Source organism: Delftia sp. CH05 (assembly GCF_009827015.1).
GTDB lineage: Bacteria > Pseudomonadota > Gammaproteobacteria > Burkholderiales > Burkholderiaceae_C > Comamonas > Comamonas tsuruhatensis.
On record NZ_WUMG01000059.1, the window covers coordinates 23,884 to 36,473 of the forward strand.

Annotated in this window: 20 protein-coding genes and 1 pseudogene; 3 read left to right on the top strand and 18 right to left on the bottom strand. The window is 62.4% G+C overall.

The genetic code is table 11. The annotated features are described in order from the left end of the window. Positions 1 to 245: 245 nt before the first annotated feature. The 4 genes from ptsP to GRX31_RS27575 form a co-directional block, all read right to left on the bottom strand. Entirely contained in the window at positions 246 to 2,024 is a 1,779-nt protein-coding gene (gene ptsP, locus GRX31_RS27560; protein ID WP_016453564.1) for a phosphoenolpyruvate--protein phosphotransferase, read from the bottom strand. A 117-nt stretch (positions 2,025 to 2,141) separates the two neighbouring features. Then, the gene (locus GRX31_RS27565; RefSeq protein WP_016448505.1) at positions 2,142 to 2,411 is read right to left on the bottom strand and encodes an HPr family phosphocarrier protein; all 270 of its coding nucleotides are present in this window, start codon (positions 2,409 to 2,411) and stop codon (positions 2,142 to 2,144) included. Then, on the bottom strand, positions 2,380 to 2,841 hold the full coding sequence (locus GRX31_RS27570; RefSeq protein ID WP_026061990.1) for a PTS sugar transporter subunit IIA: 462 nt from the start codon (positions 2,839 to 2,841) through the stop codon (positions 2,380 to 2,382). Before GRX31_RS27570 ends, GRX31_RS27565 begins: the two co-directional genes overlap by 32 nt. A gap of 118 nt (positions 2,842 to 2,959) precedes the next feature. Continuing rightward, positions 2,960 to 3,430, bottom strand: a complete 471-nt coding sequence (locus GRX31_RS27575; protein ID WP_227468475.1) for a hypothetical protein — start codon at positions 3,428 to 3,430, stop codon at positions 2,960 to 2,962. A gap of 275 nt (positions 3,431 to 3,705) precedes the next feature. Between GRX31_RS27575 and GRX31_RS27580 the strand changes: the two genes are divergently transcribed. Further along, positions 3,706 to 4,209 (top strand): TlpA disulfide reductase family protein, encoded by a 504-nt coding sequence (locus GRX31_RS27580; protein WP_017403794.1) that lies wholly within the window; start codon positions 3,706 to 3,708, stop codon positions 4,207 to 4,209. Positions 4,210 to 4,273: 64 nt separating this feature from the next. Here the strand turns inward: GRX31_RS27580 and GRX31_RS27585 are convergent, their stop codons facing one another. Further along, entirely contained in the window at positions 4,274 to 4,720 is a 447-nt protein-coding gene (locus GRX31_RS27585; protein ID WP_016448509.1) for a c-type cytochrome, read from the bottom strand. Between the two features lie 159 nt (positions 4,721 to 4,879). On the opposite strand from GRX31_RS27585, the gene GRX31_RS27590 reads away from it, so the two are divergent. Then, entirely contained in the window at positions 4,880 to 5,578 is a 699-nt protein-coding gene (locus tag GRX31_RS27590) for a cytochrome b/b6 domain-containing protein (protein WP_016453566.1), read from the top strand. A 65-nt stretch (positions 5,579 to 5,643) separates the two neighbouring features. Further along, complete coding sequence (locus tag GRX31_RS27595) at positions 5,644 to 6,135, top strand: GNAT family N-acetyltransferase (protein WP_016448511.1); 492 nt, start codon at positions 5,644 to 5,646, stop codon at positions 6,133 to 6,135. Positions 6,136 to 6,242: 107 nt separating this feature from the next. Here the strand turns inward: GRX31_RS27595 and GRX31_RS27600 are convergent, their stop codons facing one another. The 13 genes and pseudogenes from GRX31_RS27600 to GRX31_RS27660 all read right to left on the bottom strand — a co-directional run. Further along, positions 6,243 to 6,749, bottom strand: coding sequence for a peroxiredoxin (locus GRX31_RS27600; protein WP_016448512.1), 507 nt, complete (start codon positions 6,747 to 6,749; stop codon positions 6,243 to 6,245). 118 nt (positions 6,750 to 6,867) lie between these two features. Then, entirely contained in the window at positions 6,868 to 7,137 is a 270-nt protein-coding gene (rpsQ, locus tag GRX31_RS27605) for a 30S ribosomal protein S17 (RefSeq protein WP_016448513.1), read from the bottom strand. 13 nt (positions 7,138 to 7,150) lie between these two features. Beyond that, positions 7,151 to 7,348 carry a 50S ribosomal protein L29 gene (gene rpmC, locus GRX31_RS27610; protein WP_012202337.1) on the bottom strand — a complete coding sequence of 66 codons (198 nt, stop codon included), beginning with the start codon at positions 7,346 to 7,348 and terminating at the stop codon, positions 7,151 to 7,153. Positions 7,349 to 7,358: 10 nt separating this feature from the next. Then, positions 7,359 to 7,775 carry a 50S ribosomal protein L16 gene (rplP, locus tag GRX31_RS27615; protein WP_012202336.1) on the bottom strand — a complete coding sequence of 139 codons (417 nt, stop codon included), beginning with the start codon at positions 7,773 to 7,775 and terminating at the stop codon, positions 7,359 to 7,361. 2 nt (positions 7,776 to 7,777) lie between these two features. Beyond that, on the bottom strand, positions 7,778 to 8,650 hold the full coding sequence (gene rpsC, locus GRX31_RS27620) for a 30S ribosomal protein S3 (RefSeq protein ID WP_012202335.1): 873 nt from the start codon (positions 8,648 to 8,650) through the stop codon (positions 7,778 to 7,780). A gap of 16 nt (positions 8,651 to 8,666) precedes the next feature. Next, positions 8,667 to 8,999 (bottom strand): 50S ribosomal protein L22, encoded by a 333-nt coding sequence (gene rplV, locus GRX31_RS27625; protein WP_012202334.1) that lies wholly within the window; start codon positions 8,997 to 8,999, stop codon positions 8,667 to 8,669. 10 nt (positions 9,000 to 9,009) lie between these two features. Next, the gene (rpsS, locus tag GRX31_RS27630) at positions 9,010 to 9,285 is read right to left on the bottom strand and encodes a 30S ribosomal protein S19 (protein WP_012202333.1); all 276 of its coding nucleotides are present in this window, start codon (positions 9,283 to 9,285) and stop codon (positions 9,010 to 9,012) included. Between the two features lie 10 nt (positions 9,286 to 9,295). Then, complete coding sequence (rplB, locus tag GRX31_RS27635; protein ID WP_012202332.1) at positions 9,296 to 10,120, bottom strand: 50S ribosomal protein L2; 825 nt, start codon at positions 10,118 to 10,120, stop codon at positions 9,296 to 9,298. 2 nt (positions 10,121 to 10,122) lie between these two features. Next, the gene (gene rplW, locus GRX31_RS27640; RefSeq protein WP_012202331.1) at positions 10,123 to 10,437 is read right to left on the bottom strand and encodes a 50S ribosomal protein L23; all 315 of its coding nucleotides are present in this window, start codon (positions 10,435 to 10,437) and stop codon (positions 10,123 to 10,125) included. After that, on the bottom strand, positions 10,434 to 11,054 hold the full coding sequence (gene rplD / locus GRX31_RS27645) for a 50S ribosomal protein L4 (protein WP_012202330.1): 621 nt from the start codon (positions 11,052 to 11,054) through the stop codon (positions 10,434 to 10,436). Before rplD ends, rplW begins: the two co-directional genes overlap by 4 nt. Next, positions 11,054 to 11,728 (bottom strand): 50S ribosomal protein L3, encoded by a 675-nt coding sequence (gene rplC, locus GRX31_RS27650; protein ID WP_012202329.1) that lies wholly within the window; start codon positions 11,726 to 11,728, stop codon positions 11,054 to 11,056. Before rplC ends, rplD begins: the two co-directional genes overlap by 1 nt. Before the next feature lie 211 nt (positions 11,729 to 11,939). Beyond that, the gene (gene rpsJ, locus GRX31_RS27655) at positions 11,940 to 12,251 is read right to left on the bottom strand and encodes a 30S ribosomal protein S10 (RefSeq protein WP_003059431.1); all 312 of its coding nucleotides are present in this window, start codon (positions 12,249 to 12,251) and stop codon (positions 11,940 to 11,942) included. Positions 12,252 to 12,275: 24 nt separating this feature from the next. Further along, positions 12,276 to 12,590, bottom strand: a pseudogene (locus GRX31_RS27660) (hypothetical protein); the annotation flags it as partial.

Sequence of the window (12,590 nt, forward strand, 5' to 3'; positions counted from 1 at the left end):
ATCGTGCTTTCCCGTTCCACGTAGAAAAAAAGCCTGGCTAACCGGCAGACCGCTGGCTGGCAAACCGACTTGCTGCAGGCTGAACAGGCCTGGCGAGTCGCCCCACGATGAAACTGAAAAAGCTTGCAGCTCGAATTCCCCACCAGAGAGCTTCTTGCTGCATTGGGGCGGATCATAACATCGAATGAGAATCAATCGCAACTGAAGTTGTGATTTTTTTGCCTCGCGCCTTCACTTGACCGAAGTCATGGGCTCAGCAGCGCTGCCGGGCTGTCCGAACGAAGGACTTCCTGCGCCCAGGCGGCCAGCTTGCGTGTGTCGGCACGCAAGATTTCCTGCTTGACGACCAGGATCTGCGCCGGATGCATGGAAAAGCTGCGCAGGCCCAGGCCCAGCAGCAGGCGCGTCATGGCCACATCGCCGGCGGTCTCCCCGCAGACACAGACGCTCTTGCCTTGCGCCCTTCCTTCGGCGATCACATCCGCCACCAGCTTGAGCACGGCGGGATGCAGGGGATCGTAGAGATGGGCCACGGTCTCGTCGGCGCGGTCGATGGCCAGCGTGTACTGGATCAGGTCGTTGGTGCCGATGGACAGGAAGTCGAAATAGCGCAGGAAGGTGCGCACGATCAGCGCTGCCGCAGGCACCTCGATCATGGCGCCCAGCTTGACCGGGCCGTGCGCCACGCCGCGCGCGTCAAGCTCGCTTTGCGCCAACCTCACCTGGGCCAGGGTCTGCTCGATCTCGCTTTGGTGGGCCAGCATGGGGAACAGCAGATGGATCTGCCCATGCGCGGCAGCACGCAGGATGGCGCGCAGCTGGGTGCGGAACATGGCCGGATCGGCCAGGCTCCAGCGGATGGCGCGCAGACCCAGCGCGGGGTTCAGGTAGTAGTCCTTGGGCTGGGCCTTGTCCAGCGGCTTGTCGGCGCCCACGTCCAGCGTGCGAATGGTCACGGGCATGCCCTGCATTCCATCCACGGCTTCGCGGTAGGCCCGGTATTGCTCTTCCTCGCCGGGCAGGTTGCCGCCACGCCCCATGAACAGGAATTCCGTGCGGAACAGCCCCACGCCCACCGCGCCCGCATGCACGGCCGCAGGCCCGTCGCCGGGCTGCTCGATGTTGGCCAGCAGCTCGATACGCTCTCCGTCCAGCGTCAGCGCAGGCGTGTGGCGCAGGCGCGAGAGGCGCTCGCGCTCGAGCTCGTTCTGGCGCTGGCGAAAGCCATATTCGGCCAGGATGATGGGTGAGGGATCGACGATGACGACCCCTGCATTGCCGTCGATGATGATCCAGTCGTCCTGGCGGATCAGTTGCCCCGCAGCCCGGGCGCCGACCACGGCAGGAATGTCCATGCTGCGCGCCACGATGGCCGTGTGCGAAGTGCGGCCACCCACGGCCGTGATGAAGCCGGCAAACAACCGGCTCTTGAACTGCAGCATGTCCACTGGCGACAGGTCCTGCGCCACCAGAACCAGCGGCGCCTCGGTGGCGCCATCGAGCAGCAGCGGCTGCTGCGGCGGCGTGCCCTCCCCCGTTGCCTCGACTGCCAACAGCTCGGCCGGTGCGGGCACGGGGCTGGCCATGCCCTTCATATGGCGCAGGATGCGCTCGACCACCTGCTCGAGGTCCGCCTTGCGCTCGCGCAGGTATTCGTCCTCCATCTCGTCGAACTGGCGCGAGACGACCTCCAGCTGCGTGGTCAGCGCCCATTCGGCGTTGTAGAGGCGATCGGATATCCAGTGCTTGATGGCGGCGGCCAGGGCCTCGTCCTGCAAAAGCAGCAGGTGGACGTCGAGCAAGGCATCGAGCTCGCCCGGCGCATCCTTGGGCATTTCATCCTGCAGGCGGCGCAGCTCGTCGATGACGGCATTGCGCGCACTGCGGGCGCGGTCGATTTCCGCGTCCACCTGGTCGGGCCGGATGAAGTAGTGCACCACCTCCATGCGGCTGGAGGCCACCACCACCGCACGCCCTATGGCGATACCCCGTGACACGGCCAGTCCGTGGATTGCAAACGTCATTGCGCCTGTCCTTTGCCTGCTGCTGCGCAGGCCCCGGACCGTCGCAATGCGGCATCGTCCAGTTCCAGCGCGTGTTGCTCTGTTGCGCTCACCGTCTGCCAGCGCCGCAAAGGCACATTACTGGCCTTCGCCAAACTTGTCGTTGATCAGGGCGGTCAGCGCATCCATGGCTTCCTGCTCCTGTGCTCCGTCGGTCTCCAGCAGCACCTCGGAGCCCATGCCGGCAGCCAGCATCATCACGCCCATGATGCTCTTGGCATTGATGCGCCGCTCGCCCTTGCTCATCCAGACTTCGCAGGGAAAGCTGCCTGCAAGCTTGGTGAGCTTGGCAGAGGCGCGGGCGTGCAGGCCCAGTTTATTGCTGATGGTGATAGGGGTCTTGATCATTGGATGGTCGCGGACTCTGGTTCTGAGGCGTGTTCACGCCCACCTGCATCACCCCATGGCTGCCTCCCGCCAAGGCGCGCTCGGCCACGGCTTCCAGCGCCTCGTGGCGATAGCCTATGGAGCGCAGCAGCATGGGCAAGTTCACTCCGGCCACCAGCCGCCCGGCAGGCAGTTGCGCCACAAGGCGCTGCGCCACGTTGCAGGGCGTCGCACCAAAGAGGTCGGTCAGCACCAGCGTGGGCAGCCCCAGCAGGCCGCCATGGTCTTCAAGCAACTGCTCGGCACGCATCAGGGTGGCCTCGGGCGGCTCCTGAGCGGGCACATCCAGGGCAAGGACGTCCTCGGCACTGTCGGCGAACACATGCAGGGCGCATTCGCGCAGTGCCTGGGCCAAAGGTGCGTGGGTGAACAAAAGGATGCGCGTGGTCATGAAGTCACAGGGTTCGGAGTCGATTATGGCGTGCGAAGGCGCATGCAGGGCAAACGGCGCGCCTGCGCTGCGCTCCATGCCACAGTTGCCTCCCGCATCCGTGGCTCCAAACCTGTTGCTACTGCAGTTGCAGGCTGGCGAAGAAGTTGTTGGCCTCGTCTGTGCGCGGCTTGTCGCTGTAGATCACGGCATGGTAGAGGCGCGCGCCCGCCGGCTCCATTCGTGCAAACCACACGCCATGGGCCGTGAGCTTCCAGCCCTGGGGACCCACGCCTTCAAACGTGGTGCGCAGCGACTGCGGCAGATTCAAGGCGCCTGCAGGCACGAAGGAGCCATCTTCCTTGGAGCGCAATTGCTTGGCGCCGGCCGGCGCCTGTCCCGGCGCACCCGGATTCATCTGACCGAGCACGGCCGCCTGCCAGTACGACAGCATCTCGGCGGCCCTGGAGGGCTCGCTGACCAGGAAGTGGGAAACCGCGTAGGTGGACGCATCGGCGTCGCATCCCATCATGGACATCTGCACCGTGCCCATGCCCTGGCCCAGTTCCACCGGCCGGGTGGCCGATTGCGGATCGCAAGGCAAAAGCACACGCAGTGGCGTGCCCTCGACCGCAACCTGCCGCCAATCCAGCCGGGGACTGCATGCGGCCAAGGGCGTCAACACCAGCACAGCGGCAGCAAGCCGCATGGCAGGAGCGCGGAGCCTTGCCATGGGGATCAAAAAGCTTTCCATCAATGTCATGCCGGCATTATCGACACGGCCCGCTTGACCGAGACCCGAACTTTTGCCCTTGCCGCGCATCGAAACGCGGTGCACGGCATGCGTGCAGGCCTACGGGCACAACTTTGGGCACAATCGTCGCTATGGCAAGCAAACATTGGATCGCAGGCGTGGTGATCGCCGCAGCCGCCGGAATGGGCGCATGGGTGTATTCGGGCGCAGGCCAGACGGCGGCGCCGCAATCGACCTTCGTGCTGCTGGATGGCAGCAAGCAGACCACGGCCGATTTCAAGGGCAAGGTGACGCTGGTCAATTTCTGGGCCACCAGCTGCACCACCTGCGTGGCCGAGATGCCGGAGATCGTCGCCACCCACCAGAAATTCCAGGGCCAGGGCTTCGAGACCCTGGCCGTGGCCATGAGCTACGACCCGCCCAGCTATGTGGTGAACTTCGCCGATTCGCGCAAGCTGCCGTTCAAGGTGGCGCTGGACAACACCGGCGCCGTGGCCCGCGCCTGGGGCGATGTGCAGCTGACGCCCACCACCTACATCGTCAACAAGCGCGGCGACATCGTGAAGCGCTATGTGGGAGCGCCTGACTTCGCCGAGTTGCACCGGCTGATCGAGAAACTGCTGGCCGAAGCCTGATACGGCACAGGCAAGCCCAGAAAAAAACCGGCATCACGCCGGTTTTTTTGCATCTGCATGCCGATCAGCGGCTGCGGAAGCTGTCGTGGCAGGCCTTGCAGCTGGCAGCGGCCGGGCCGAAGGCCGCCTTGAGCTGGTCCAGGTTGCCGGACTTGGCCGCAGCAGCGAGCTTGACCGTCTCGGCCTGCATCTTCTCCGACAGATCCTGGAACTTGGCCTGCTCCTTCCAGATTTCAGGCTTGGCCTTTCCACCCTCCGTGCCTGCGCCGAAACCTGCCCAGGGCAGCTTGGCCATGAAGGCCACCACCTCGGCGTTTTCCTGGGCCGCCTTGGCATCGAAGGGGATCTTTCCGTTCGCCATCGCACCCAGGCGACCGAAGTGCTGGCCCAGCACGGCCAGCGCGCCCTGGCGGTACTTGATGGCGTCCTCGGACTTGGCAAACTGGGCGGAAGCCGGCAGCGCGGTAGCGGCCACCAGGGCGGCCAGCGCCCATGCAGAAACTTTCTTCATCGTGGTTTTCCTTTTCGAGTGTGGGGAAATCTGCCGGGTCAGTATGGCAGTGACGCCTTGCGGGCGCAGCTTTGATTGACCGCAGCCAGGGTGCATTGACTGCCGGCTCCGGAATGCAGGTCGGCACAATGCACTCATTCCCACCCACACGCTCATGCCATGGCACAAGAACCGACCGCACAAGGCGCCGCCAAGCACAAGGTCCGCATCTGGGACCTGCCCACCCGGCTGTTTCACTGGCTGCTGGCCGCAACCGTGATTGCCCTGGTCGTGACGGCCAAACTGGGCGGCAATGCCATGAACTGGCATCTGCTGCTGGGCCATGTCATGCTGGCCTTGCTGCTGTTTCGCCTGTTGTGGGGCCTGGTGGGTGGCCGCTGGTCGCGCTTTGCCAGCTTCATCCATGCACCTTCCGCCCTGCTGCGCCATCTGCGCGGACAAGGAGCGGAGAGCGACAGCGCAGGCCACAGCCCGTTGGGCGCTCTGTCCGTGCTGGCCATGCTGGCGGTGCTGATCGCCCAGGTAGGCAGCGGATTGCTCAGCGATGACGAGATTGCGTTCTCCGGGCCGCTGAGCCGCTTCGCATCGGGCGACACGGTGGCGCAGGCCACGGCCTATCACGCGCATTGGGGACAGTATTTGCTGTACGCACTGGTGGCCCTGCATCTTCTGGCCATCGTGTTCTATGCCTGGCGCGGGCGCGGCCTGGTGCGAGCCATGGTGACCGGGGACAAACAGTTGTCCGCGCCAGTACCCGCCTCACGCGACACGGCAGGCAGCCGTTGGCTGGCCTTGGCCCTGGCCTTCGGGGCAGGCGCTGCGGCATGGTGGGTACAGCAGCTTGGTGGCGCTTTCTGACGGCGCAGCCAGAGGTGGGCCGCTTGCCGCTACACTGCGCTTTCCGTCGTTTTAGCTGAGTGCCCGTGGACAAGCCTGCTGTCGCCTTGCTGGCGCCGAATCCCGCGGAAGACTGGGACGAAGTCCGCCAGATCTTCCGGGAGTACGCTGCAAGCCTGGATGTCGATCTGCAATTTCAAGATTTCGAGGCCGAGATCGCCGATCTGCCCGGCGACTACGCTGCGCCGCGCGGCCACATCCTGCTGGCCAGGGTCGATGGCGCAGTGGCCGGCTGCTGCGCCCTGCGCCCCCTGGACAACTGCGACTACGCCAATGCCGCCGAGATGAGGCGCCTGTTCGTGCGCAAGGCCTTTCGCGGTTTCGGACTGGGTCGGCAGCTGGCCGAAGCCATGCTTGATGTGGCGCGCCAGGCCGGCTATGACCATGTGCTGCTGGACACGCTGGACGACATGGAATCGGCCCGCGCCCTCTACGTCGACCTGGGCTTCGAGGAAATCCCGCCCTACTATCACAACCCCATCGCGGGGGCGCACTACCTCAAGGCCGATATTTTCTAGGCCGGCCTGGCTGAACCAGCGCCCCCAATACAAAAAGGCATTGCACCCGGGTGCAATGCCTTTTTTCGCAATAGCGCGGTGCGCAGGCCAGAAGGCCGGCAGCGCGATCAGGCCTTGGCCTGGCCCAGCAAAGTGGCCGCGTCGCTGACCTCGAACTTGCCAGGGCCTTCCACGTTCAGCGTGACGACCTTGCCGTCCTTGACCAGCATGGAATAGCGGTTGCTGCGCAGGCCCAGGCCCTTGCCGTTCAGATCCAGCGTCAGGCCGGTGGCCTTGGCGAATGCGGCGTCGCCGTCGGCCAGCATGCGCACCTTGCCATCGGTCTTCTGGTCGCGGGCCCATGCGCCCATCACGAAGGCGTCGTTGACCGACAGGCACCAGATCTCGTCCACGCCGGCAGCCTTGAAGGCTTCGGCCTGCTCCACGAAGCCGGGCACATGCTTGGCCGAGCAGGTGGGAGTGAATGCACCGGGCACGGCGAAGACCGCGATGGTCTTGCCTGCAGCGGCTTCGGGCAGCTTCACGGGGTTGGGGCCGATGCTGCAGCCATTGCCTTCGACTTCCACGTATTCCATCAGGGTGGCAGCGGGCAGGGCATCTCCGACTTTGATCATCTCTATCTCCTTTGTGGTGCAAAACCGGGGGCTGCCGAAATGGCGGTCCCCAAACGAAAAAACGACCCACATTGTGGGTCGTTTCCTGTGGCTTTGCAGCCGGTGGGCCTAGGTAGGCTTACACCAGAGCAGCCTTTTGCACCAAGCGGGTAGCAACCCAGTTCTTGGTCTTGGACAGCGGGCGGCTTTCCGTGATTTCGATCACGTCGCCCAGCTTGTACTCACCTTGCTCGTCGTGAGCGTGGTACTTGCTGGACTTGATCATGATCTTGTCATAGATCGGGTGCTTGACGCGGCGTTCAACCATGACCGTCACGGTCTTGGCACGCTTGTCGCTGACCACCTTGCCAATCAAGGTGCGCTTGAGGGATTTTTTAGCTTCCGTCATGTCGGCTTCCTGATTACTTGGCGGCTTGCTTTTCAGCAAGGATGGTCTTGGCGCGGGCGATGTCACGGCGCGTGGTACGCAGCGTGTTCGTGTTACCCAGCTGTTGCGTGGCCTTTTGCATACGCAGACCAAAGTGAGCCTTTTGCAGGGACTTCACTTCGGCTTCCAGGCCGGCAACGTCTTTTTGGCGGAGTTCAGCAGCTTTCGTCATGTTGTTCTCCTTAGGCACCAATTTGACGGGACACGAAGGTCGTACGCAGCGGCAGCTTTGCAGCGGCCAGGCGGAACGCTTCACGAGCCAGCTCTTCAGGGACGCCCACGATTTCGTAGAGCACCTTGCCGGGCTGGATTTCGGCCACGTAGTACTCGGGGTTGCCCTTACCGTTACCCATACGCACTTCTGCGGGCTTGGTAGAGATTGGCTTGTCCGGGAACACGCGGATCCAGATACGACCGCCGCGCTTGACGTGACGCGAGATCGCGCGGCGAGCCGCTTCGATCTGACGTGCCGTCAGGCGACCACGGTCAGTGGACTTCAGGCCGAAGTCACCGAAAGCAACGGAGTTACCACGCGTTGCAATACCGGTGTTGCGACCCTTTTGCTCCTTGCGGTATTTGCGGCGAGCAGGTTGCAGCATCTTTATTCTCCTTTACCGTCCGCTGCTGTAGCGGGCGCGTCAGTCTTGCGAACGCGCTTAACGGAATCAGCGCCAGCGCCGGCGGGCTTGTCGCTGCCGTCTGCAGGTGCTGCGTTAGCGCCTGCGGGGCGGCGGGCACCACGGCCAGCACCGTCACGACGACCATCGCCGCGACCATCGCGACGGGGGCCGCGAGGACGACGCTCTTCTTCGGGGCGGGGGGTCTCGGCTGCCGGCAGGTCGTTACGACCCAGCGTGTCACCCTTGTAGACCCAGACCTTCACACCGATCACACCGTAGGTCGTCTTGGCTTCGGAGAAGCCATAGTCGATGTCGGCGCGCAGCGTGTGAAGTGGCACACGGCCTTCGCGGTACCACTCGCAGCGTGCAATTTCGATACCGTTCAGACGGCCCGAAGACATGATCTTGATGCCTTGGGCACCCAGACGCATGGCGTTTTGCATCGCACGCTTCATGGCGCGGCGGAACATGATGCGCTTTTCGAGCTGCTGGCAGATCGAGTCGGCGATCAGCTTGGCATCGATTTCAGGCTTGCGCACTTCTTCGATGTTCACAGCCACGGGCACGCCCAGACGGGTTGCGAGTTCCTTCTTCAGGTTCTCGATGTCCTCGCCCTTCTTGCCGATCACGACACCAGGACGTGCCGAGAAGATCGTGATGCGGGCGTTCTTTGCAGGACGCTCGATCAGGATGCGCGACACGGCGGCGTTCTTCAGCTTGGCCTTCAGGAACTCGCGCACCTTGATGTCTTCGGCCAGCATGCCGGCGAAGTCGCGGTTGCTTGCGTACCAACGGCTGGCCCAGTTGCGGCTAACAGCCAGGCGGAAGCCGGTAGGATGGATTTTCTGTCCCATATTCTTCCCAGGCCTTTCAGTTGCCAACCGTCACGTACACGTGGCACGTGGGCTTGCTGATGCGATTGCCGCGGCCCTTTGCACGCGCGGTGAAGCGCTTGAGCGTGGTGCCTTGTTCGACGAAGATGGTCTTGACCTTCAGTTCGTCGATGTCGGCGCCGTCGTTGTGCTCGGCGTTGGCGATGGCGGACTCGAGCACCTTCTTGATGATCACGGCAGCTTTTTTCTGCGTGAACGTCAGGATGTTCAGGGCTTGGTCCACTTTCTTGCCGCGGATCAGGTCCGCGACCAGGCGACCCTTGTCCACAGACAGGCGGACGCCACGGAGAACAGCACGTGTTTCAGACATGTTCTATTCCTTACTTCTTGGCTTTTTTGTCCGCCGGGTGACCCTTGAAGGTACGGGTCAGCGCGAATTCGCCGAGCTTGTGGCCGACCATCTGGTCAGTCACATACACGGGCACGTGCTGCTTGCCGTTGTGCACGGCAATGGTCAGACCGATGAACTCGGGCAGAACCATGGAGCGACGCGACCAGGTCTTGACGGGCTTCTTGTCCTTGGTGGCGACGGCCTTCTCGGCCTTTGCCAGCAAGTGATGGTCAACAAACGGACCCTTTTTAAGAGAACGAGTCATTTGCTACCCTTTACTTCTTACGACGCGACACAATCATCGACTGCGTGCGCTTGTTGTTACGGGTACGGTAGCCCTTCGTCAGGTTGCCCCATGGGTCAACAGCGTGACGACCTTCACCGGTCTTGCCTTCACCACCACCGTGCGGGTGATCGACAGGGTTCATCACCACGCCGCGAACGGTCGGGCGGATACCCATCCAGCGCTTCACACCGGCCTTGCCCAGACGGCGCAGGCTGTGCTCTTCGTTGGCGACTTCACCGATGGTCGCGCGGCATTCGATGTGCACCTTGCGCACTTCGCCGGAACGCATACGCACTTGGGCGTAGATGCCTTCACGGGCCAGCAGCGTAGCCGACGTACCTGCCGAACGGGCGATCTGCGCGCCAGCGCCGATCTTCAGTTCGATGCAGTGGATGGTCGAACCCACGGGGATGTTGCGGATCGGCAGGGTGTTGCCCACGCGGATCGGGGCTTCCGAACCGCTGACGATCGTTGCGCCGACTTCCAGGTTGCGCGGAGCAATGATGTAGCGACGCTCGCCGTCGGCATAGCACACCAGAGCGATGTGGGCCGTACGGTTGGGGTCGTACTCAATGCGCTCGACCTTGGCGGGGATGCCGTCCTTGGTGCGCTTGAAGTCCACCACGCGATAGTGGTGCTTGTGGCCACCGCCCTTGTGACGGGTGGTGATGTGACCGTTGTTGTTACGGCCCGACTTCTGGTGCTGAGGCTCCAGCAGGGGGGCGAAACCTGCACCCTTGTGCAGATGGTCACGCGTGACCTTGACCGTGCCGCGTTGGCCGGGGGTCGTCGGTTTGAGCTTGATAACAGCCATGATTACGCAGCCTCCCCGGACAGGTTCAGCTCTTGACCGGGCTTGAGCATCACGTAGGCCTTGCGAACGTGGTCGCGGCGACCGGTGGTCTTGCCAAAGCGCTTGGTCTTGCCCTTGATGTTCACCACGGAGACACCAGCAACTTCCACCTTGAACATCAGTTCCACGGCGGCCTTGATTTCATGCTTGGTGGCGCTCTGCAGCACCTTGAACGTCACGGCGTTGGACTTCTCTGCAACCATGGTGGCCTTTTCGGACACGATGGGAGCAACCAACACCTGCATCAGACGACCTTCGTCAAACTTGAGCGTGCTCATTCGAACATCTCCTTGAGTTTGTCGATCGCACCCTTGGTGACGAGCACTTTCTTGTAGTGCACCAGCGACACGGGGTCGGCGTAGCGCGGCTCGACCACGAACACGTTCTTCAGATTGCGGGAAGCCAGGTACAGGTTCTCGTCGACTTCTTCAGCGATCACCATGACCGATTCCAGGTTCATGGCCTTGAACTTGTCGGCCAGCACCTTGGTCTTGGGGCTTTCGAGCTTGAGCGAGTCCACCACGGCCAGACGGCCTTCGCGGGCCAGCTGCGACAGGATGGCAACCATGCCGGCGCGGTACATCTTCTTGTTGATCTTCTGCGTGAAGTTTTCTTCAGGCAGATTCGGGAAGATGCGGCCGCCGCCACGCCACAGAGGCGAGGAGGACATACCGGCACGAGCACGGCCGGTGCCTTTTTGCTTGAACGGCTTGGCGGTCGTGTGACGAACCTGCTCGCGGTCCTTCTGAGCGCGAGTGCCCTGGCGTGCGTTGGCACGGTAGGCGATCACGATCTGGTGGACGAGGTCTTCGTTGAATTCACGGCCGAAAACAGTCTCGGGCGCATCAAACTTGGATGCGGCCTGGCCTTGTTCATTCAGGAGTTCGAGCTGCATTAGTTCGCTCCCTTGGAAGCTTTGGCCTTGATGGCGGGGCGCACCGTCACGAAGCCACCCTTGGAGCCCGGAACAGCGCCCTTGATCAAGAGCAGTTGGCGTGCTTCGTCAATGCGAACCACGTCGAGATTTTGGGTGGTGATGGTTTCATCGCCCATGTGGCCGGTCATCTTCTTGCCCGGGAACACGCGACCTGGATCCTGGGCCATCGAGATGGAGCCAGGAACATTGTGCGAACGGCTGTTGCCGTGCGAGGCGCGCTGCGAGCGGAAGTTGTGACGCTTGATGGTGCCGGCGAAGCCCTTACCGATGGAAGTGCCTTGCACGTCCACCTTCTGGCCCACCGAGAACAGCTCGGCGACGGGCAGGACGGAGCCTGCGGCGTACTTGCCAGCGGTTTCTTCGGTCACGCGGAATTCACCCATCACTTCACCGGCTTCGACACCTGCCTTGGCAAGGTGGCCGGCTTCTGGCTTGGTCACGCGAGATGCCTTGCGCGAACCGAAAGTGACCTGCAGGGCCACGTAGCCATCGTTCTCTTGGGTTTTGACCTGAGTCACGCGGTTGTTCGACACATCCACCACTGTGACAGGCACTGCGTCCCCATCATCAGTGAACAGACGCATCATGCCCACCTTGCGACCCAGCAACCCGAGGGAGTTGCTCAGACTCATTTGTTTGCTCCAAAACTTCCGCCGCTGAAACTGCAATTGGCCCAGCGTTGCGCTCCCGCCCCAGATGACCAAGGCCTTGCGCACGAAAGAAGGTTGATAAAACTTCGCTCAAGAAAGGCGAAGCCCCAAATTTTAACGCGAACTGCCTTTTCAAGCAAGTTCGCGTTAAATCAAAGCCCTTCAACGACCCCGCAAGGGGCCTGTGAAGTACTTATTGCAGCTTGATCTCGACGTCCACACCTGCGGGCAGGTCCAGCTTCATCAGAGCGTCAACCGTCTTGTCAGTCGGGTCAACGATGTCCATCAGGCGCTGGTGAGTGCGGATTTCGAACTGGTCGCGGCTGGTCTTGTTGACGTGCGGCGAGCGCAGGATGTCGAAGCGCTTCATGCGTGTCGGCAGGGGCACGGGACCCTTGACGATGGCGCCGGTGCGCTTGGCAGTGTCAACGATTTCAGCAGCCGACTGGTCGATCAGCTTGTAGTCAAACGCCTTCAGGCGGATGCGGATTTTTTGCTTGGACATTGTGTATTCCTAGTTTTCTAAGAATTACGCAATGATCTTTGCAACCACGCCAGCGCCCACGGTACGGCCGCCTTCGCGGATAGCGAAGCGCAGACCTTCTTCCATGGCGATGGGGGCGATCAGCTTGACGGTGATCGACACGTTATCGCCAGGCATCACCATTTCCTTGTCGGCGGGCAGCTCGATGGAGCCGGTCACGTCGGTCGTGCGGAAATAGAACTGGGGACGGTAGTTGTTGAAGAACGGAGTGTGGCGACCACCTTCGTCCTTGGACAGCACGTACACCTCAGCCGTGAAGTGGGTGTGGGGCTTGATGGAGCCGGGCTTGCACAGCACTTG